17 protein-coding genes and 1 pseudogene are annotated in these 19,703 nt (G+C 68.8%); 3 read left to right on the forward strand and 15 right to left on the reverse strand.

What is annotated here, in order from left to right; genetic code table 11:
* On the forward strand, positions 1-1,244 hold a 1,244-nt coding region (locus D7X55_RS16660), incomplete at its 5' end, for an EF-Tu/IF-2/RF-3 family GTPase (RefSeq protein WP_121723563.1).
* A 106-nt stretch (positions 1,245-1,350) separates the two neighbouring features.
* Here the strand turns inward: D7X55_RS16660 and D7X55_RS43365 are convergent.
* Positions 1,351-1,704, reverse strand: a pseudogene (locus D7X55_RS43365) (DUF3224 domain-containing protein); the annotation flags it as partial.
* Positions 1,705-1,789: 85 nt separating this feature from the next.
* Between D7X55_RS43365 and D7X55_RS16670 the strand changes: the two are divergent.
* Together D7X55_RS16670 and D7X55_RS16675 are read left to right on the forward strand one after the other, a co-directional pair.
* On the forward strand, positions 1,790-2,584 hold the full coding sequence (locus D7X55_RS16670) for a helix-turn-helix domain-containing protein (protein ID WP_158626382.1): 795 nt from the start codon (positions 1,790-1,792) through the stop codon (positions 2,582-2,584).
* Entirely contained in the window at positions 2,581-3,273 is a 693-nt protein-coding gene (locus D7X55_RS16675) for an aspartate/glutamate racemase family protein (RefSeq protein ID WP_121723566.1), read from the forward strand. The genes D7X55_RS16670 and D7X55_RS16675 overlap by 4 nt, the downstream gene beginning before the upstream one ends.
* Before the next feature lie 6 nt (positions 3,274-3,279).
* On the opposite strand, the gene cglE is transcribed toward D7X55_RS16675, so the two are convergent.
* The 14 genes from cglE to D7X55_RS16745 form a co-directional block, all read right to left on the reverse strand.
* Entirely contained in the window at positions 3,280-3,879 is a 600-nt protein-coding gene (gene cglE, locus D7X55_RS16680) for an adventurous gliding motility protein CglE (RefSeq protein WP_120547340.1), read from the reverse strand.
* 165 nt (positions 3,880-4,044) lie between these two features.
* Complete coding sequence (locus D7X55_RS16685) at positions 4,045-6,114, reverse strand: TonB family protein (protein WP_120547341.1); 2,070 nt, start codon at positions 6,112-6,114, stop codon at positions 4,045-4,047.
* A 56-nt stretch (positions 6,115-6,170) separates the two neighbouring features.
* Positions 6,171-6,455: a hypothetical protein gene (locus D7X55_RS16690; protein ID WP_120547342.1), complete on the reverse strand. Its 285-nt coding sequence runs from the start codon at positions 6,453-6,455 to the stop codon at positions 6,171-6,173.
* A 159-nt stretch (positions 6,456-6,614) separates the two neighbouring features.
* Positions 6,615-8,033, reverse strand: coding sequence for a tetratricopeptide repeat protein (locus D7X55_RS16695; RefSeq protein WP_121723567.1), 1,419 nt, complete (start codon positions 8,031-8,033; stop codon positions 6,615-6,617).
* Positions 8,030-11,704, reverse strand: coding sequence for a tetratricopeptide repeat protein (locus D7X55_RS16700; protein ID WP_121723568.1), 3,675 nt, complete (start codon positions 11,702-11,704; stop codon positions 8,030-8,032). The genes D7X55_RS16695 and D7X55_RS16700 overlap by 4 nt, the downstream gene beginning before the upstream one ends.
* 272 nt (positions 11,705-11,976) lie before the next feature.
* The gene (locus D7X55_RS16705; protein ID WP_120547345.1) at positions 11,977-13,515 is read right to left on the reverse strand and encodes a lipopolysaccharide assembly protein LapB; all 1,539 of its coding nucleotides are present in this window, start codon (positions 13,513-13,515) and stop codon (positions 11,977-11,979) included.
* A gap of 2 nt (positions 13,516-13,517) precedes the next feature.
* Entirely contained in the window at positions 13,518-14,675 is a 1,158-nt protein-coding gene (locus D7X55_RS16710) for an outer membrane beta-barrel domain-containing protein (RefSeq protein WP_121723569.1), read from the reverse strand.
* Between the two features lie 9 nt (positions 14,676-14,684).
* Positions 14,685-15,503, reverse strand: coding sequence for an outer membrane beta-barrel domain-containing protein (locus D7X55_RS16715; RefSeq protein ID WP_120547347.1), 819 nt, complete (start codon positions 15,501-15,503; stop codon positions 14,685-14,687).
* A 296-nt stretch (positions 15,504-15,799) separates the two neighbouring features.
* Positions 15,800-16,468 (reverse strand): 50S ribosomal protein L3, encoded by a 669-nt coding sequence (rplC, locus tag D7X55_RS16720; RefSeq protein ID WP_120547348.1) that lies wholly within the window; start codon positions 16,466-16,468, stop codon positions 15,800-15,802.
* A gap of 143 nt (positions 16,469-16,611) precedes the next feature.
* Positions 16,612-17,382 (reverse strand): hypothetical protein, encoded by a 771-nt coding sequence (locus D7X55_RS16725; protein WP_120547349.1) that lies wholly within the window; start codon positions 17,380-17,382, stop codon positions 16,612-16,614.
* Positions 17,383-17,459: 77 nt separating this feature from the next.
* On the reverse strand, positions 17,460-17,873 hold the full coding sequence (locus D7X55_RS16730; RefSeq protein ID WP_233609881.1) for a hypothetical protein: 414 nt from the start codon (positions 17,871-17,873) through the stop codon (positions 17,460-17,462).
* A 115-nt stretch (positions 17,874-17,988) separates the two neighbouring features.
* Positions 17,989-18,654, reverse strand: coding sequence for a HupE/UreJ family protein (locus D7X55_RS16735; RefSeq protein WP_121723570.1), 666 nt, complete (start codon positions 18,652-18,654; stop codon positions 17,989-17,991).
* Between the two features lie 40 nt (positions 18,655-18,694).
* Positions 18,695-19,264, reverse strand: coding sequence for a hypothetical protein (locus D7X55_RS16740; RefSeq protein ID WP_233609882.1), 570 nt, complete (start codon positions 19,262-19,264; stop codon positions 18,695-18,697).
* Positions 19,261-19,407 (reverse strand): lmo0937 family membrane protein, encoded by a 147-nt coding sequence (locus tag D7X55_RS16745; protein WP_370450116.1) that lies wholly within the window; start codon positions 19,405-19,407, stop codon positions 19,261-19,263. Before D7X55_RS16745 ends, D7X55_RS16740 begins: the two co-directional genes overlap by 4 nt.
* Positions 19,408-19,703: the final 296 nt, after the last annotated feature.

Raw genomic sequence — 19,703 nt, forward strand, 5'->3', positions numbered from 1 at the left:
CGGTGGAGCAGACGACGCTGCAGCTGCTGGTCGCCAACCTGGACTACGACGACTACGTCGGCCGTCTGGCGGTGGGCCGCGTGCAGGCGGGCCGCATCACCCCGAACATGCCCGTGTCCGTCGTCCGCGAGGGCGGCAAGGTGCAGCAGGGCAAGGTCGTCAAGCTGTTCGGCTTCTCCGGCCTGAAGCGCACGGAGATCGCGGACGCGGGCCCCGGCGAAATCGTCTCCATCGCGGGCATCGAGGAAATCAGCATCGGCGACACCATCGCGGACCCCGAGAAGCCCGTGGCGCTGCCGCGCATCACCGTGGACGAGCCCACGATGATGATGATCTTCAAGGTCAACGACGGGCCGCTGGCGGGCAAGGAGGGCAAGTACGTCACCTCCCGCAACCTGCGTGAGCGCCTGTACCGCGAGGCCTACCGCAACGTGGCCGTGCGCGTGGAGGACACCGCGACGCCGGACGCGTTCCGCGTGGTGGGCCGTGGCGAACTGGCGCTGGCGGTCATCATCGAGAACATGCGCCGCGAGGGCTACGAGCTCACCGCCTCCAACCCGGAGCCCATCACCAAGGAAATCAATGGGCAGCTGCACGAGCCCATGGAGCTGCTCTTCTGCGACGTGCCGGAGAACAGCGTGGGCGCGGTGACGGAGCGCCTGGGGCCCCGCAAGGGCCGCATGACGGACATGGCGCAGCTGGGCTCGGGCCGCACCCGCCTCCAGTTCCGCATCCCCGCGCGCGGCCTCATCGGCTTCCGCTCGGAGTTCCTCACCATCACGCGCGGTGAGGGCATCATGAGCAGCCAGTTCGACGGCTTCGAGCCGTGGTTCGGCTACATCCCGAAGCGCGCCAACGGCGCGATGGTCTCCGACCGCCTGGGCGACACGGTGCCGTACGCGCTGTTCAGCATCCAGGAGCGCGGTCAGCTCTTCGTGGGCGCGGGCACCACCGTGTACGAGGGCATGATCATCGGCGAGCACGCGCACCCGTCCGAGCTCAACGTCAACTGCTGCCGCGAGAAGAAGCTCACCAACATCCGCGCCGCCGGCCGCGACGAGAACGTCATCCTCGTCCCGCCGCGCGAGATGGGGCTGGAGAAGGCCCTGGAGTGGATCGCCGACGATGAGCTCATCGAGGTGACGCCCAAGTCCATCCGCATGCGCAAGAAGGCGCTGGCCGTGGGCGAGCGCTACCGCGCCGAGCGCGACCGCAAGCGCGAGGAGCGCGCCGAGGCGGAGTAGTCCTTCCGTCGAGACGCCTGAAGCTTCCAGGGGCCGTCACCTTCGCGGGTGGCGGCCCCTTCTTCGTTCCCTGGCTCAGACCCGGCGTCGTGGCGCGTGTCCGGCGTCAGTCGAAGCGGTAGTGCAGCAGCATGTCGTGCACGTCCTCACCGTGCTTCGCCACGAAGCTGCCGTGGCCGCGCAGCCCCTTCAGTGCGCCCGTGCCCGAGCCCGGAACGACCTCCCAGTCGGACGTCGCCGTGTCGTGCGCGTAGACGCCCCGGTGGCTCAGCACGAACGCGCCCTGCTTGCCCAGGAGCGTGCCCGTCACCCGCTCCAGGCCCACGAAGTGACACGTCCCATCCGCGCGGTAGTCCGACAGGTACGCCAGGACGCCCTCTCCCTCGAAGTCGCCCTGGAAGCCGCGCGTGCAGGTGGTCCGCGACAGCTTCACGCCGCCCTCCCCTTCACCGAAGAAGTCCTCCTTATGTGATTGTAGAAACGCGTCAGGACGCGGGCGTCCGGCGGGAGGATTCGTGGAGTCGAACGCGGGAAAGCCTCGGGGCGTGTTGTACCCCCGTCCGGACTCCCGGCACTTCGCGCACGTGCGCGTGCTGCCCTCGGAGGAGCTGCGCCCGTGGGTCGAACACTTCTGGGCCGTGAGATGGGATTTGCGCGGACAGCCGCCCGTGAGCCAGCAGACCCTGCCGCACCCGTCCGTGCATTGGACCTTCGAAGCCAACACGTCCCGGGTGGGCGGCGTGAACCCGGGCCGCTTCTCCACCACGCTGGAGGGCCTGGGCGGCGTGTTCGGCATCAAGTTCCGCCCCGGCGGCTTCTACCCCTTCGTGAAGAAGCCCCTGTCCACGCTCACGCGGCGCACCGTCCCGCCGGGGGAACTGCTGGGCCCGGAGGCGCTGGCGCTGGAGGCGGCCATCCTCGCCACCGACGTCACGCGCGACGCGGACCGCGAACGCATCGCCCTGGCGGAAGGCTTCCTGCGGGCGCACGCGCCCACGCCGGATCCGAACGTGGCGCTCGTGCAGGGGCTCGTCACGCGCATCCTGGAGGACCGCGCGGTGACGAAGGTGGAGGACCTGCTCACGCCCGGAGGCCCGGGGCTTCGCACGGTGCAACGGCTGTTCAGCCGCTACGTGGGCGTGAACCCCAAGTGGGTCATCCAGCGCTACCGGCTGCATGAGGCCGCGGAGCGCCTGCGCGAGACGCCGCCTCCGGACCTGGCGCGGCTGGCGCTGGAGCTGGGCTACTTCGACCAGGCCCACTTCATCCGCGACTTCCGCCGCATCGTGGGCCGCACGCCCGCTGGATACGCCCGTCACGGGAGGGAACGACACACATGAAGACGATTGGCTTGCTGGGCGGGATGAGCTGGGAGTCCTCGGCGGAGTACTACCGGCTGATCAACGAGCACGTGAAGCGGGAGCTGGGGGGCCACCACTCCGCGAAGGTCGTCCTCTACAGCGTGGACTTCCAGGAGATTGAACACGCCCAGAGCGCCGGCCGCTGGGACGACGCGGCCCGCATCCTGTGCGACGCCGCCCGGGCGCTGGAACGCGCGGGGGCCGAGGCCCTGGTGCTGTGCACCAACACCATGCACAAGCTGGCGCCGGACATCACCGCCGCCATCCGCATCCCCTTCCTGCACATCGCGGAGGTCACCGCGCGGGAGATCCTTCGCGCCAACGTGAAGACCGTGGGCCTGCTCGGGACGCGCTACACGATGGAGCAGGACTTCTACAAAGGCAGGCTCGCCCGATCAGGCCTGGAGGTCCTGGTGCCCACCGACGAGGAGCGCCAGGTCGTCCATGACGTCATCTACCAGGAGCTGTGCCTGGGACAGGTGAAGGACGCCTCCCGCGAACGCTACCAGCGCATCATGGAGGGCCTGGTCCGACGGGGCGCTCAAGGCATCATCCTGGGCTGCACGGAGATCACCCTGCTCATCAAACCCGGCGACGCGCCGGTGCCGGTGTTCGACACCACGGCCATCCACGCCAGGACGGCCGCCGGGTTCTGTCTGGGCGCGTAGCCCGTCTCAGAACGTGTACTTCACGCGCGGGAACACCGCGAACGACATGATGTTGGGCCCGATGATGTAGCGCCCGAGCAGGTCCGCGCCCACGGAGAAGTGGTCGAAGGACGTCGCGTATTCGATGCCGATGCCCAGGCCCGCGTTGAACGCGTTGATGGACTGGCCCGGGTCGCCGTCCTCCGGATTGACCGGCCGGGGCTCCAGGCGCGTGTAGCCCGCAGCCACCTTGGGCGTCAGGTAGAAGCGGTTGGCCAGCCGCACGTGGTACGCGGCCGTCAGGTCGCCGAAGGCCACGGTGAAGTTGTCCGCCAGCGCGCAGACGTTGGAGTCCGGCAGGTAGCCCGCGAAGCAGTTCTGCGCGGACGAGCCCAGCGCGAAGTGGGCCCCCAGCGAGATCTGCTCCGTCAGGTCGTACCCGATGCCCAGCTGCACGTACGACTGCGCGTTGGAGTAGCTGTTCTCGCCGCCCACCGTGAAGAACACACCCAGGTCGGTCTCGGTGAAGAACCCCCGGCGCGGCTCGAACGGTACGCCCTCCGGCGGCGTGGCCCCCAGGGCCGGCGTCGACAGCGCGAGCGCGGCCAACAGCAGCGACTTCCTCACGACTCCTCCTGTCACGTTGTCCTCCTGCTCCCTTGCACGCCTGGCAGCAGTGGGACGGACAGTAGTGACGCCCGGCACGAAACGGCAGCGGGGAAAAATGAAAATGGCGTGGACCGTTTCGTCCACGCCATTTCGGTCTTCCAGTCTACGAACCGCGCCTAAGGACTACTCAGCGGCGTCCGAGCCCGAGGGCGAGAACAGCCAGGGGTAGGTGACGTTCACCACGCCGCCGCCCTTGGGCTCCGGGAACTTCCAGCGGCGGATGCGGGAGATCATGCACTGCTCCGCCGGGGTGCTGCCCAGCGTGGACTCCGACACGCTGGCGTCCGCCACCGCGCCCGCCGGGTCGATGGTGAAGGCCACCGCGACCTTGCCGGCCAGCGCCGGGTTCTTGTTCAGCTCCGACTCGTAGCAGTACTTGATCTCGTTCTGGTGCCGCCGGATGACCTTGGCGATGACGTCCTTGTCCAGGCCGCCAATCACCGTCGTCTTGCCGGGGATGACCTTGGTGACGGACTTGCCGCGGCCGCCCAGGTCGATGCCGCCCGAGCCGCCCGTGCCCCGGCCGTTGCCCTGGGTGCCCAGGCCGCCGATGCCCAGCGCCGTGCCACCACCGCCGTTGCCCGTGCCACGCGAACCCAGGCCGCCCACGCCGTGCGCGTCACCCATGGCCGCGCCGCCCTTGAGGCCGCCCAGCGAGTTGTTGATGCCGGTGCCGATGCCGCCCGGACCGAACACGTCGGAAGCGCCACCCTTCATGCCCTTGAGCGCGCCGAGGAGGCCCACCTTGCCTACCACCTGGCGGTCCTTCTCCTTCTTGGACTTGTCCACCACCGGGGTGCCCGGCTTGGAGGGCGCGGCCTCCTCCTGCTTCGCCTCCTGCTTGCCGAACTTGCCCTCTTCGTCCTTGGCCTTGGCGCCCTCTTCCACGCCGGAGAGCTGGAGCTTCTTCGCCTCCTCCTTCTTCTCCGGGGCGATGAGGAACTTGGCCACGCGCTGCTGGGACTCGAAGACGTCATCCGCGGACTTCGTCTCCGTGCGCGGCGTCAGCACCATGGCGGTGACGAACGCGGCGGAAGCGAGGATGCAGATGGCGGCGATCTTGAAGAAGCTGAAGTCGCGGTCGGACAGCGACGTCGCCAGGATGGCCGGCGACGGCTTCACGTAGCGCACCACGAACGCCAGCGTGCCCAGCGACACCTCCGCGCGGTCATGCAGGCCCAGCGTGAAGAGCTGCTCCGTCTCCGCGGACGCGGCGTTGAGCTGGCCCGCGGCGCGCAGCGCGTCCTTCGTGCGCACGTCACCCTTGTTGGTGACGAAGACGCCGGAGCCCGCCGGAGCGCGCAGTTCCAGCTTGTCGCCCTTGCTCACCGCCAGCACGTGGCTCTTGCCCACCTGCGGCGAGTACACGGTGAAGGTGTTCTTGGCGCCCTCGCCAATGGTGACCGGCGCGCCGTCCTTGAAGTGCTGGACCTCCAGCATCTGGTCGCCCCAGAGCATGGACACCTGGAGCACCTTCGCTTCCGGCGTGGGCTGCGCGTCCGGAGGCAGGGGCTCCTGCAGGTGCGGCGGAGGCTGCGGCTTGCGGGCCGCGGCCACCTGGGGAGGCGTGGCCTTGCGCGCCGCCACCGGAGGCGGCGGGACGAACACGGGCGTGGACGTCACGTTCGTGGACACCTGCGTGCCCAGCGCGCCCGCCGGAGCGGAGCGCGGCGTGCTCACCGTGCCCACCACGTTGGCCGTGGGCGCGGCGTTCATCGCGGGCCGCGGAGGCGGAGGCGCCTGCCGCATGTTGGGAGGCACCACCGGCGCCGCATGCGCGGCCGGAGCCGACATGGGAGCCGGAGGAGGCACCACCGGGCGCTGCTGGAACACGCCGGGCTGAGCCACCGCCGCGGCCGGAGCCACCGGCCGGGGTGCTTCACCGAACAGCACCTCCACGCGGGAGGTACCGACCGTGAGCACATCCCCGGGCTTGAGCGCCGTGGGGATGATGAGCTTCTGCCCGGACACCTGGGTGCCGCCTTCACTGCCCAGGTCGATGGCCGTCACGGAGCCATCGTTGTCCACCTTCAGCATCACGTGGAGGTTGGACACGCGCGGATCCTGAATCTTCACCGCCGCCTGGGCGCCCGACCCCACGATGACACTCTCCGCCTCCGAAACCGTCTCCTGGATGGAGCCGTCCGGGGTGGTGATCCGAAGCGTCAATCCGTTTTTTCTCGCCGCCGCCATGAAGTTCTTCCTTCTTCCCTTCCCGTCCCGAAAACGTTCAACGCCACCTGTGCCGTCTAGAGATTGTCCGCGGACTTCTGAAGCTCCGGGTCGAAGTTCTCCCGGACCTTGATGAGGCTTTGGAAATCCGTCTTCTTGCGGTTGAGGACGTAGGAGCCTTCCGGCTTGGTGAGCTCGCCCTCCACCGCCACATCCGTGAAATCAATCACCGTCTTCTTGCGGTACACGGTGCGATCCTCCTCCTGGATGATCTTCACCGAGTCCTTGCCGTCCTGCGCCAGGGCGGGAGCCGCCACCCCCAGCCCTCCCACCATCACCATCGCTGCCAGCAGTCGCTTCATGTGATGTCTCCGCCAAGGCCCGCTTCGCGTCTTCCAATGCAGGGCTCGCACCAACTCCAAGTCCCTGGATTCTAAGGGAGCCGCCCGGCCGCTTGCACCTGGGCGGCTGGAGGAGGGAAGAAAGTTCTCGTCCTTCCCGCCAGGACGACTGTTGTTTCTTCAGGGCGCCGGAGCCGGCTCCGGCTCCGTCTGTCCATTGTCAGACGCTTCGCCAGCCGGCGCCTCCTGCTCGGGCGCGTTGGCGTCCTGGGGCAGCTGGTTCATCACGGACGAACCCGCGCCGCCGGTGGCCGCCGCGTCCTTCTTCTCCTCGCCCTGCGCCTCCGCCGTGGCGGCCGGAGCCGGCGGCGGGTTCTTGAGCATGTTCTGCAGGCCGTTCACCTTCGCGGCGATCAGCTGCTTGTCCTGATCCGACGTGGACGACAGCTCCTTGCAGCGGTCCAGGAACGCGATGGCCTTCTCGAAGCCCACGCGATCAGCCGCGTACGCCCAGCCCGCGCCGCACACCGCCTCCGGCTTGTCCGCTGCGCGCGCGAGCACCTTCTCGAACGCCTCGCCCGCGGCGACGCCCTTCTTCGGATCCAGCCCCTTCTGACCGTCCAGCGCGTACGCCAGGTACAGCTGGCCCTCCAGGCCGTCGGGCTCCAGGGACAGGGCCTTGGTGAAGGCCCGCTCCGCGCCCGCGTAGTCGCGGTAGCTCAGCGCCAGCGCGCCCAGGTTGAGGTGGCCCGGCGCGAAGTTGTCATCCAGCGACACGGCCTTCTGGAACTGGGCGAGCGCGCGCGGGCGGTCGTCCATCTTCAGGTAGATCATCCCCAGCGTGTTGGAGATGGCCGGATCCTCCTGCGCCACCTTGCGGGCGTTGATGACCAGCAACTCCGCCAGGCGGTACTGGCCCCGGTCGTACGCCACCAGCGCCAGCGTCTTGTACGCCTCCGGGTTGTCCTTGCTGCGCGCCAGCACGCGCCGGCCGGTGGCCTCGGCCTCGTCCAGCTTGCCCGCCAGCCGGTACGTCGCGGCCAGCGCGTTGAGCACGGGCTCGTCATGCTCGTGGCCCGGCGTCTGGAGCGCCTTGCCGTAGAGCGAGATGGCCTCCTCCAGCTGGCCCTCGTGCCGGTGCATCAGCCCCAGGTTCATCACGGACGGCGTGTGCGCCGGGTCCAGGGCCAGCACCTGCTCGTACGCCACGCGGGCGTCCGCCGGGCGGCCCTGCTTCTCCGCGATGACGCCCAGGTTGAAGCGGGCGTTGAGCGCCTTCGGCTCCTTGGAGACGACCGCCTCGAAGCCCTTGCGAGCGGCGTCCAGGTCCCCGGCCTCGTAGGCCCGCAGGGCCTGCGCGAACTGGCCGTTGGTGTCGCCCTTCTCCACCGGAGCGGGGACGGGCCTGGCTTCAGCGGCGGTGACCGTGGCGGCGGGCTTCTCCACCGCGTTCATCGCGACGGGCCTGGGGGCCGTGGCGCAGGCCGTGGTGAAGGCGAAGGCGAAGGCCCCCGCCAGGAACATCCGCTTGGTGCGAAAGCCGTCCATCCCCGTCCCCTTCAACTGGCTGCTCATGTCGATGCTGTGGTTCGTCTTCACGGCTGGCCCCCCTCGAGCGAGGCGGTGGGCTCGGGCTTCGCGGCCTCCGGCGCCCCTTCCGGAGCGGCCGGCTTCGCACCTTCAGCGGGCACGGCCTCCGGCGCGGCGGCGGGCGTGGCCTGGGGCTTGGGCTCCGCGGAGGCGCTGACAGGGCCGTTGAGGTCCTTCAGCACGCCCGAGGCGATGCGCGAATCACTGCTGCCCCGGTACGTCACCGGCTTCACCTGGGCGTAGGCACCCGGGCGCAGCTTGTTGATCTGATCCTGCGCCGCCAGCGTCCACTCGCTGTAGATGCCCAGCTCGTAGGCCTTCTGGAGGCCCTTCTCCAGCGCCTCGCTGGACTTCTCCTCCAGCGGCATGGCCAGGTTCTCCAGCTCCGCGCGGTACATGCTGAGCTGCTCGTCATCCAGCCCGGACGGGTCCGGCGAGTCCATGATGTTGCGCGCGAAGTCCGCGTACGCGAGGCCGATGCGGGTCAGCGCCGCGATGCCCCACTCGCCGGAACCCGTGGCGAGCACCGCCGCGTACTCCTTCTCCACGCGCAGCATCTCCTTCTGCTTGGCCTGAAGGTCGCGGCGGATGGTGGAGACGCGCGTGAACTTGATGTCGCTGAAGCGCTTCCACGTGGGCTCCAGCGCCAGGAAGCGCGCGTGGCCGTACGCGTTGAGCACCGCGGTGTCCTTGCGGACGGTCTCCGGCAGCTTGTTCCAGCCGCGCACCAGCTCGTCCTGCGCCTTCTCCTGGCCGCGCACGTCCTTCATCTTCTGGTACGCCAGCAGCTCGTGGTAGCGCGCCAGGTACGCCTGCCCCGCGGCGGTGCGCGAGTCGCGGCCGTAGTCCTCCACGAACCGGCTGAAGGCGCGGGCCGCGTCGCCCCACTTCTTCTCCTTCTCCCAGACCAGGCCGATGGAGAAGGCCACCTGCGGCACGTCCTTGCGGTCCTTGAAGCGCGCCAGGTAGTTGTTCCATGCCGTAACGGCCTTCTGGGACTCGCCCAGGCCGTCGTACCAGACGCCCGCGTTGAAGAGGGCATCCGCCACCCACTCGCCCGCCGCGTCCACCTGCGCCTTGCGCTCGGCGGCCTTCTGCGCGCGCTTGGACTCCACGTCCTCCACGGCGCCCGGCGTGTCGTCCTTCTTCGCGACGGCGGCAGGCTTCGCCTTCGTGTCCCTGGCCTTCTTCGCCTGCGTCTCGCGGGCCTTCATCGCCGCGTCGTAGGCGGCCACGAAGGACTCGGACATGGCCGCGGCCTTCTTGAACTCGGCGACCTTCTCGTAGAGGCCGGACAGCGTGTAGCGGGTCTTCAATTCGAAGTTGCTGTTCGGGTACTCCTTGAGGACGCGCTCGCCGGCGGTGATGCCCTTGTCCACCTCACCGGCCTCCTGCGCGATGACCATCGCGTAGGTGAGCGCGCGGTCCGCGTTCTCCGACTTGGGGAACTCCGTCACGAAGGCCAGGAACTCCTCGGCGGCCTTCGCCGGGTTCTTCTCCTTCTTGTAGACGACCTCGTCCACGTACTTGTACTGGCTGCCCTCCACCACGCGCGAGACGCGCAGGGCGAAGTCGGAGCCGGGCTTGGACAGCTTCTTGTTGGAGAGGAACTTGCGCGAGAGCGTGTTGAGCTCCTGCCACTCCTCGCGGCTCTCCAGCACGTACATGGTCAGGTCCGCGGCGTCGCGCGAGCGGCGCTCCTCCGGGAACTTCTCGATGATCTCCCCGAAGCGGCGGGCCGCGTCCACGAAGTGCGCGCGGTCGTAGAGGATGACGGCGGCCTGGTAGCGCAGGTCGATCTCATCCTGGTTGCCCGGGAACAGGGTGTTGTACGTGTCGCACGCGGCGACCAGCCGGTCCTCGAACTTCGTGAGCGGCTGCTCGGCCTGCTCCTTGGCGTCGCGCTTCACCAGCTTCTGCTTGGCGACGTCGCCCTTGTCCTTCTTCTCGTCGACCTTCTGGCCGTCCTTCAGGTCGCTCTTGGCGATCTGGCCGCGCTCGATCTTGACCAGCTTGTCGTACGCGAGCACCGCGTTGTACGCGGCGGACTTGCGGTAGGACTCGTTGGAGACCTCCTTCGCGGAGTCGCGGTCCGGGATCTTGAACGCGACGACGGCGTCGTACTCACCGGCGGCGGCCTCCCACTCCTCCAGGGCCCAGAGGATTTCGGCGTAGAAGAAGCGGATGTTGAAGGCGGAGTCCGCCACGAACTCCGGGTTGTCGCTGGAGGCGAACGCGTCCACGTACTGCTTGTAGATGTCGCGCGCCAGCCGGTAGGTCTCCACCTGGCGCGTCTTCTGCGCCTCCTGGTGGTACTCCGTGACCATCACGCGCATGGCCTCTTCGGTGACGCTGAAGGCGTTGCGCAGCACGCCCGCGTTGCCGGCGTTGGCGGTCCACCACTCGCCACCGGGGCGGTAGAGGTCCACCATCCGCTTCATCTCCTTGCGGACCTGCTGGCGCTGACGGAGGCCTTCGTACGCGCGCACCACCGCCTGCTGGTACTCCGGCGCGTTCGCGCCCATGGGCGAGTCGTCGATGAGCGTGCGGTACACCAGGATGGCGCTGTCGAAGTGGCCCGCGTCCACCAGGCCCGCGGCCGTCTTCGCGAGCAGCCGGCCCTGGCGCCTGGCCGGGGCCTTCTGCTTGAAGTAGGCGAGCGCCTCCTTGGGCTGATCCAGCTGCACGTAGAAGACGGTGAGGTCGTTGAGGGCCTCCGTGCGCAGGTCGCCCAGCTCCTCGCCGCGCTGGCTCGCGTAGTCCACGACCTCGTGGAGCTTCTTCAGGCCCGCGTCCAGGTCGCCCGCGTTGAAGTCACACCAGGACAGCTTGTAGGTGGCGTAGGCGTAGATCTTGGGAACGCCGGAGTCGCGCGCCTTCTCGTAGTTCTCCTTGGCGGGCGCCAGCTTGTTGTTCTCGAAGTAGTGGTTGCCCAGCTGGATGTACGCGTCCGGGACGAACTGCGACTTCGGGAAGTCGCGGATCAGCTCCTCGTAGCGCTTCACCGCGTCCTCGCGGCGGTTGAGCTCGTAGAGGTTGTAGCCCAGGGAGAAGAGGACCTCGTCGCGGGCCGGGTAGTCCGGGTACTCGCTGAGGATGGCCTCGTAGATGCGCATCGTCTCCGCGCGGTAGCGCTCGGACTCGCGGTGGTCCTGCTCCGGCGCGGTGGCCTTCTCACCGCGCGCCACGGCGGCGTCGTAGGCCTTCTCCGCCGTGAGGAACTTCTCCATCTCCAGCTGGTAGAGGTACTTGGACTTCTCCCAGTAGAGCTCCGACAGGCGGTACTGCATCTCCGCCTTCTGCGTGGAGGTCTCCTGCAGCTTGGGGATGAGGCGCTTGAAGCCTTCAATGGCCTCGTCGCGCTTCTTGTCCGCGAGCGCGTCCTTCTTGGAGTCCGCGATGCGCGGCGTGTCCGCGAACTTGGCCGTGGCGGGCTTCACCCGCGCCGGGCCCTTGCGCATGTCCTGGGGCGCGACGCCGGGCGGAAGCTCCGCCTTCTTCGCCTCCTCCTTGTCCTTCTTGCCGGGGGCCTCGGCCTTCCTGGCCGCGCCCTTCGCAGAAGAGGACTTCTTCGTCGCCACCTTCCGCGGCGGTGCCGTCTCCTCCGCCGCCTCCCCCACCCCACCGGCCGCGAGCGCGACGCCCACCGCCAGTGCACCGAACCGAAGAACCACCTTCATGCGAGCTCCTGGAGAACCGCGCCTCGCCTGCCTGGGAAAACTTCTGCCCAGTTGGGAGGGACGACGGAAAGTAGACGCGGGTACCCAGAATGAGAAGTGGCCCGGAACGTGCCTTGTGCCCCGGCGTACGCGATCACTCCGGGCCAGTTTCCAGGACTCAACATCAAGCGAAGAGGCCCCGTCCCCCGTGACAAACGCACGGTGGAGGGGCCTCTTTGCGTGCTGCTCATGGCGGCCGGGTGCGCCCGGCTCCTACTCGCCTGCTTTGCTGCCTACTTCTCCTGGCGAGCGGGGCAGCCGCGCTTGAGCGTGTACTGGTAGTAGCCGATCTCGTCGATCCAGAACTCGCCCTGGAAGCGCCAGTAGTTGTAGTCCGCGCCGGGCATCTTGGGGCGGTAGAGCGTCTGGCGGGAGAGCAGCGCCTTCTGGTCCACGCCCTCGGAGAAGAGGTCCTTCTCATCCAGCGCCGTCTGCACGCGGATGATCTCCGCCTGGTCGGAGAACGTGCGGAGGTTGTCCGCGGCCTCCTTGATGCGGTTCTTCGCGAGCGTCCCGCCCACCTGGAGCAGCGTGGTGCGGATGTCCTCCAGCGACGCCACCGTCTGCGCGGCGAACGGCGTCCCGCGCCACGGGCCTTCACTGATGGCGCGCTTCTCCTGGTCCACGCGGGACAGGGTCCGCATCACTTCACGGATGCGCTCGTTGTTGCGGATCCACAGGTAGACGGCGCGCGGCAGGCGGCGGTTCTCGGAGGACACCAGGTTGAAGGCGTTGATGGGCGCCACGTCCTCGCCGGTGAAGGGCTCCAGCTGCTTCGCCATGGGGCCGTAGCGCTCGTCGAACGCGGCGAGCGTCGTCTTCACCTCGTCGTAGAGGCACGAGTAGTAATAGACGGTGGCCTTGAGGATCCACGACTCGGGCTGGAAGGCGCCCTCGAACTGCGGCGCGTGCAGCGCCTGGAGGCTGCCCAGCGCGCCGCCGAAGTCCTCGTTCTGGAAGCGGGCGAAGCCGTTCTCGAACAGGGCCTGGTCCCAGAAGCGCGCGTAGCGGGGCACGCCCTCGTACGCCTTCACCGCGTCCGCGTACTCACCGCGGCGGTAGTGCACGCGGCCCAGCGCCAGCAGCGCCAGCTCGCGCGTCTCCGGCAGCTCCACCTGGGGCTCCTTCGTGTTCAGCACGGCCTGGAACGCGGCGATGGCCGCCTTGTCCAGCGTCTCCCCCTCCCCAGGACGGCCGGGGAAGCGAGGGTCCGCGAGCACGGTGCCCAGCAGGTAGCGGGCCTTCGCGTAGACGCGGCTGTCGGCGGGCACGGCCTCCAAGAGCGAGCGGGACTCCTCGAAGCGCATGCGGCGCTGGCTGGCGGTGCCGACCAGGTAGTTGATGCGCGCCAGCACCTCCTTGGGGAGCGTGACCCACTGGTCGCGCACCTCGTCGGTGTAGGCCTGGTTGAGGATGCTGGGGATGAGGTTCTGCTCATCCAGCCGCTGCTGCATGTCCACCAGCCCCTCGATGGCCTTCAGGTACGAGGGGTGCTTGGGGCCGGCGTTGACGATGGCCGCGTAGGAGATGAAGGCCGCGACGGGCAGGTCCTTCTTGGCGAAGGTCTGCGCCAGGTAGAACTCGGCCTTGCCCTTCACGTCCGCGTCCTCCCCTTCCGCCAGCTGCGCGAAGAGGGGGGCGGCGGTGTCGAGCTTGCCTTCGTTGAAGGCGGACAGCGCGCGGTTGTAGGTGCCCACGTCCTGCTGGGCGAGGGCCACCGACGGCACGGCGAGGGGCCCGAGGACGACGAGGAGTCGGAGCAGTCGGGACATGGTTAGAAGAGCACCGAGAAGCCAGCGTAGAAGCTGACGTTGTTGAGGACGTCCGACGAAGGCTCGGCGACGAGATCCCTCCCGAGGATGATGTCCTCGCGGTAGTTCTTCTTCGTCTTCGGGTCCACGCCGTCGAACTTGGCCACCTGGCAGCTGCCGCTCAGGTTGAGGCCGTCAAAGGGCTGGTTGGCGGCGCGCGCGGCCTCCAGCGCCTCGAAGTCCGCCAGGTTGCAGCCGTCCACCTTGTCCACGCGCGCGGTGTAGATGAGGTCGCGAACCTCCAGGCGCAGGGCGTAGTGCTCACCGAACTGCACGCGGAAGCCGCCGCCGATTTCACCCAGGAACTTGTTGCCCGTGTCGCCGAAGCGCGCGGGCACCTGGTACGTCTGGCCCTCCACCTCGTTGGCCACTTCCGGGCGGATGAGGTGGCGCGTCTTGCCAATGCCCGCGCCGCCGGAGAGCACCACGCTGAACTGCGCCAGCGAGTTGTTGAAGAAGGCGAACTTGCCGTAGAGCGGCGTCACCTCCACGCCCGCGTGCGCGCCCCACTGGAGCAGGAGCGACGACGCGGCCTGGGCCTGCTCGCGCACCTTGTCGATGAGCTCCAGGTTGAAGTCGCTCTCGTCGGAGTACCAGTTGTACTGGCCGCCCACCTGGAGGGCGAAGTTCTCCTGCAGGTGGTAGACGTACGTCAGCGCGGTGCCCACGTGGTTGGTGAACTTGCCGTTCACCTGCACGGCGGCGGGATACAGCACCAGCTCGTGCTTGCCCTCGTCCGCGAAGCGCTTCTTCTGGACGATGTGGACGTTGACGTTCGGGTTGTAGAGCGGCGCGCCATTCACCAGCCGCTGCTGCTGCGCGTCCGTGGTGCGCGGCGCCTCACCCGTGTCCAGCACCGGCGCGTCCGCGGGCGCGGAGGCGGCGGGCGCGGACGGCTCGGAGGACGGCGCCGGGGCGGCATCATCCTCGTCGGTGACGGCGGGCGCGGACGGCGTGGCCGGCGCGGCTTCAGGCTGGGACTGCGGCACCACGGGCGCTTCGCGCTCGGTGCGCTGGCGCTCCGGCGGTTCGGCCGACGGCTGCGCCGGAGAGGCGCCTTGCGCGAACGCGAGGGCAGGCACCGCGGCAACGAGGAGCGCGATGGAACGGAAGGGTCGCATAGGAAGGAATCAGAAAGAGAAGGTGTAGCCGAGGTCGAACTGCACCAGGTGCGTGAGGCCCGGACTGCCGGCGGGCTCACCGGTGGTCCGGCCAGCCTCCCAGTCGTCGCGCAGCAGGTTCACGCGGTAGCTGTCCTTGAAGATCCAGTCGCGCAGCTCCAGCCGGATGCCGTGCTGCTCCTTGATAAAGAAGCGGAAGCCCAGCGCGGCGGACACCACCGGCGCCACGCGCGACTCCTTCACCCAGTAGTTCTCCGTGGCGCTGCCCCGGTCATCCACGGCCGTGCGGTTGTCACAGACGCCCGCGGCCCGGTCCACCACCTGGGTGCACTGGATGACGGACTGGCGCTTCAGGTTGGTGAGGCCGCCGCCCGCCCAGAGGTACGTCTGGAAGTGCACCGGGATGTCCGCGACCAGGGAGATCTTCCCGTAGATGGGAGCCCACCGCGCGCCGACGACGCCGTGCAGGTTCATCCGCCACATGTCCTCGAGCTCGTCCGTGACGCGCTTGTCCTCGCGGTCCAGGAAGGACTCGGAGATGGAGCGCGCCAGGCCCGTGTGGCGGCTGACGGCGTAGCCCGCGCGCGCCTCCAGCGCGAACGTGTCGAAGAGGTTGTAGGCGAGCCCGACGTCGAAGAAGTAGTGCGCCGTCAGGTGCGTCTGCACCGGCAGGCCCACGGACAGGGACAGCTCCGGATGGCCCGCGGGCTTGTAGAGCCGGTTGCGGACGACCGCCGACTCCAGGACGCCGTCTTCCTGTGCCGAGGCGCCGAGCGCCGTCAGCGAAAGGCTCAGCGCGGCGAAGACGCGAAGCGTGCGTGCGTTCATATCTCCTGCCCGGCCCGGGGGTGGGCCGTTGGGTGATCCGGAGGGCAACCTGTCTGCTTGGACAGCGAGGCTCCGGCGTGGGACAGCGATGTGAGCACGCCGCCCATCCACCGCAAGCGGATCCCAGCGGCAGCCGGTAAAGTTTTCGCCCTTTGTCCAAAGGGCAACCAGCCCGCACGCACCCGCAAGGCCCCGGCACCCGGAAACGACGAACGCCCCGCCCGGCCACCCGAAGGTGCCCGAAGCGAGGCGTTGGACGGGGCGCCGATGAGGCGCCCCGCGTCAACTGCGTGTGACTAGCGCGCGGCCTTGTGCTGCGCGCGCATGGCCACCTTGATGGAGGGGCGCACGATGACGATGCCGTCGTTGTGGCCGGCGACCGCGCCCTTCACGAGCACGAGCCCCTTCTCCACGTCCACGTCCACCACGGTCAGGTTCTGTGTGGTGACGCGCTCGACGCCGTAGTGACCCGGCATCTTCTTGTTCGGGTACGTACGGCCCGGCGTCTTACGCTGACCGATGGCGCCCGGGTGACGCTGATACTCGTGCGTACCGTGCGTCTTGGTCTGCGAACCCTTGAAGCTCCAGCGGCGCATGACGCCGGAGAAGCCGCGACCCTTGGTGATGCCGGTGACGTCCACCAGCTCGCCCTTGGAGAACATGTCCGCCTTGATGGCGTCGCCCACGTTGAAGCCCGCGGCCTCCTCGGCCGTGACGCGGAACTCACGCAGGTGGCGGCGCGGCGTGGCGCTGGCCTTCTTGAAGAAGCCGAGCTGCGGCTTGTTCAGGATCTTCTCGCGCACCGCGCCGAAGCCCACGGTCACCGCGGAGTACTGATCCTTCTCCGGGGTGCGCTTGCCGACCACCAGACAGGTGTTGACGTCGATGACCGTCACCGGAACGAGGTTGCCCTCGTCGTTGAACACCTGGGTCATGCCGATCTTCTTGCCAATCAGACCCTTCACGTCGTCCTCACAGCGAGCGCCCGTGGCGCTGAAAGCCCAATGAATTCAATGAACTGGCCTACACGCGTACCCGCGGCCGCCAGGAAGCGGCGCAAGATAGCAAACACGTCCCCTACGTCAAGCACCAAGGGTGGGCGTACCCCTCACTGCGCGACATCCAACCGCGGGTAGAAGGGGTTCAGCTGCCCGTCCGCGATGCGCTGGGCATACACCTCTTCGCCGAGGAGGAACAGGGCTTGATCCAGATAATCTTCCGCCCCCTTGATCTCCTCCTCCTTGGCGGCGATGGCCTGATCGAGTTCCTGCATCCGGGCTTCGTGCTGCCGCTTCTGCTCCGCGGCGGCGTCCTCCAGCTCGATCAGGCGCTTGTGCGCCAGGATGCCCGCCCCACCGGGCTGGCCGGGGGTGGGCGTCAGGGCGGTGGCCAGCTGGGACTCCCAGTCCTCGACCTCGCGGGCCAGGCGCATCTGGGCGATGCGGTTCTTCTTCAGGTTCTGCTTGGCGGCGTCCAGCTTCACGGGGTCCTGGGTGGTCATCTCCAGGTCCGCCAGCTTCTGCTCCAGCTTCTTCAGGCCCGCGATGGCGTAGCGAAGGTCCGCGCGGCGCGTGTCCAGCGTCTTGCGCAGCCCCTTGACCTTGCCCTCCACCGCCGTCACGGCCTTCTGGAACTTGCTGGTGATGACCTTCTGCGCGGCGCACTCGTCCTCGTGCTGCGCCAGGAAGTCCTGATAGGCCACGTCCTCGTCGTTCATCTCCGCTTCCAGCGCCGCCAGCTCGTCCCGGCGCGCCTCCAGCACCTCTTCGGCGCGGTAGACGCGTTCCATGGAGCGGGGGCAGTTCGGCTTGCCCGGGAGGACGTCCCGGGCCAGGTCGCCGAGCTGGAAGATGAGATCGTTGTAGCTCTCCTTCGCCATGGGCGGATTCATACGCCCAAGTCGCCCGGACTGTCACCGGCCGAGCGCATCCCTCGCGCTCGGGGCCGGCCGCCCCGTCAGGAGTCCGCGGGAGCCGCGACGGCCTGGGCTTCGCCGCGCCGCACCGCCGCCAGGGCCCCTTCCGCCAGGGCGAGCAGCTCCCGGGCGCGGTCCTGTTCCTCGGTCCGGTTCAGCTCGCACACCCACGCGGAGGACAGGTCCGCGTGCTGCCGGGCCATCTCCGCGGTGGTTTCGTAGCGAGCCGCCGACGCCCGGGCGAAGGCTCCCTCGCGCCGCAGTTCGAGCACGGTGTCGGGATCCAGATCGATCTCCTCTGGAGGCACCGGCAGCGGCCCGCGTCCCAGCGCCGCCAGCCGGGCCAGCAGCCGTGACGCGTGGGCGCGGCAGAAGGCGGCCAGCACCATCAGGCGCGCCCGGACCCGCGCGTCGTTCATGCGCTCCGCCAGTCCCGTCATACGACGGGCCGACACCACTTCTGCCTCCCACGCGGCGGCCAATGCGGCTGCCAGCCGGGTATGCCTCGCTCCCATCAGCGTCCCTCCCCCACCCTCGTGAGACGCAAGCTAGGAACGCTATTGGTGCAATTCAACCGACCGCGCGAGCAACCATCCAATAAAGCCCCACTCCCGCGAGGCAGATGGATGACAGGCGCACAACCTTCGAGTGCAGAAGGGGCCTGCGCTGAACGATTCGCAGCACGGGGACCAGGAAGGCCACCACCACCGCCTGCCCCAACTCCACGCCCAGGTTGAAGCCCGCGAGCGCGGCCGCCGCGGAGGCCCCCGACCCGTAGCCGCCCAGCACGCTGGCGAAGCCCAGCCCGTGCACCAGCCCGAACAGGAAGGTGAGCCCCGCGCGGTGCCCGTGCCGGCGGAGGAACAGGTTCTCCAGCGCCATGTAGAGGATGGACGCGGCGATCGCGGCCTCGGCCCACCGCGTGCCCCGCTCGCTCAGCGTCCACCACCCCAGGGCGGTGAGCGCCAGCGTCAGCGAGTGCGCCAGCGTGAAGGACGTCACCAACAGGAGGATCCGCCGGAACGTGCCGCCCACCAGCAGCACCGCCAGCAGGAAGAGCAGATGATCCGCGCCCGCCAGGATGTGGCGGATGCCCTCGCCCACCCAGCCGGTAAAGCCGTCCACTGCTTCAGGCGCGACCTGCACCTCATGGGCGTGGGCGGCGGCCGGTCCCAGCCCCAGCGCCAGGAGGATCAGCGCCAGCACCACCACCCGGGCCGGGGAAGACGGCTTCATCGCGCGAGGGAGCCTGCCCTCCGCGCGCCCTCCCCGTCCACTACTCGCGCACGAACTCCAGCTGCACCTGCTGGCGGCCGGAGAGCCCGCCGTGGTGCGCGCCGCAGCGCGGGCAGACCATGGGCTGATCCCACTCCCACGCGGCCTGCACCTCCTCGCCGCAGCAGACCATGGGCAGCGTGCGCAACAGCTCCTCGTCCGGAGGCAGCGGCCGGGGCAGCGGCTCCGGCGCCACCGACACGAAGGTGGGCCTCGGGTTCTGCGACAGCGTGCGGTGCACGTACGCCAGCTGCTCGTACCGCACGTGGTTCGCCCACGCGCGCGCCATGTGCTCCACGTGCGCGGACTGCTCCGGCGTGAGCCACGCGTCCGGCAGCGCGCGGTGGCCACAGTACAGGCAGTGCCACGCGGGCAGCTCCTCCGCCGTGTACGCCTCGTGGAGGTTCTCGAAGGGGAAGTAGCCCGCCAGGAGCCGCTGCAGCATCCCCGCGTCGTGGCGGCTGGGCCGCGTCTTGAAGGCGCGCTGGCAGCGGGGACACTCGCGCCGCACGAAGCCCGCCTTGTCCCGCGGCAGCTCCAGCCACGCCATGTCCAGCTCCGGCAGGTTCACGCCAGCCCCCGCCGGCGGCCCATCGACATGACGGCCAGCACGAACGCGATGAGCGAGAACACCAGGAGCAGGTGCACCCACTGCCCCTCCGTCGAACCGGTGATCAGCCCCATCACCCACAACACCAGCAAGATGATGCCCATGGTCCAGTACACGCCACGCCTCCCGCCACACAGGGCCCCGAACTTCAGACCGGGCCCAAGCTAGGAACGGGGGCGCACCGCGGCAACAGGTGGAGCTTTCTGCAGGGTCAGGTTGGGAAACAAACTTCCCAGGCCGGGCATTTTTTCAGCACGCCGTGGACCCCGCGGGCCCCGTTTCAACCCCTCTCTTAAGGATCCGTGAGGCACCCGCCGCACGCCACGTACGCTGGCACGTTGCCTGCTTAGCCGCTGGGTGTGGGCGAGTCAGCGGGCGCGGGCTGTTGGGGCGCCAGGGG

The organism is Corallococcus sp. AB049A, assembly GCF_003668885.1.
Taxonomy (GTDB): Bacteria; Myxococcota; Myxococcia; order Myxococcales; family Myxococcaceae; genus Corallococcus; species Corallococcus interemptor.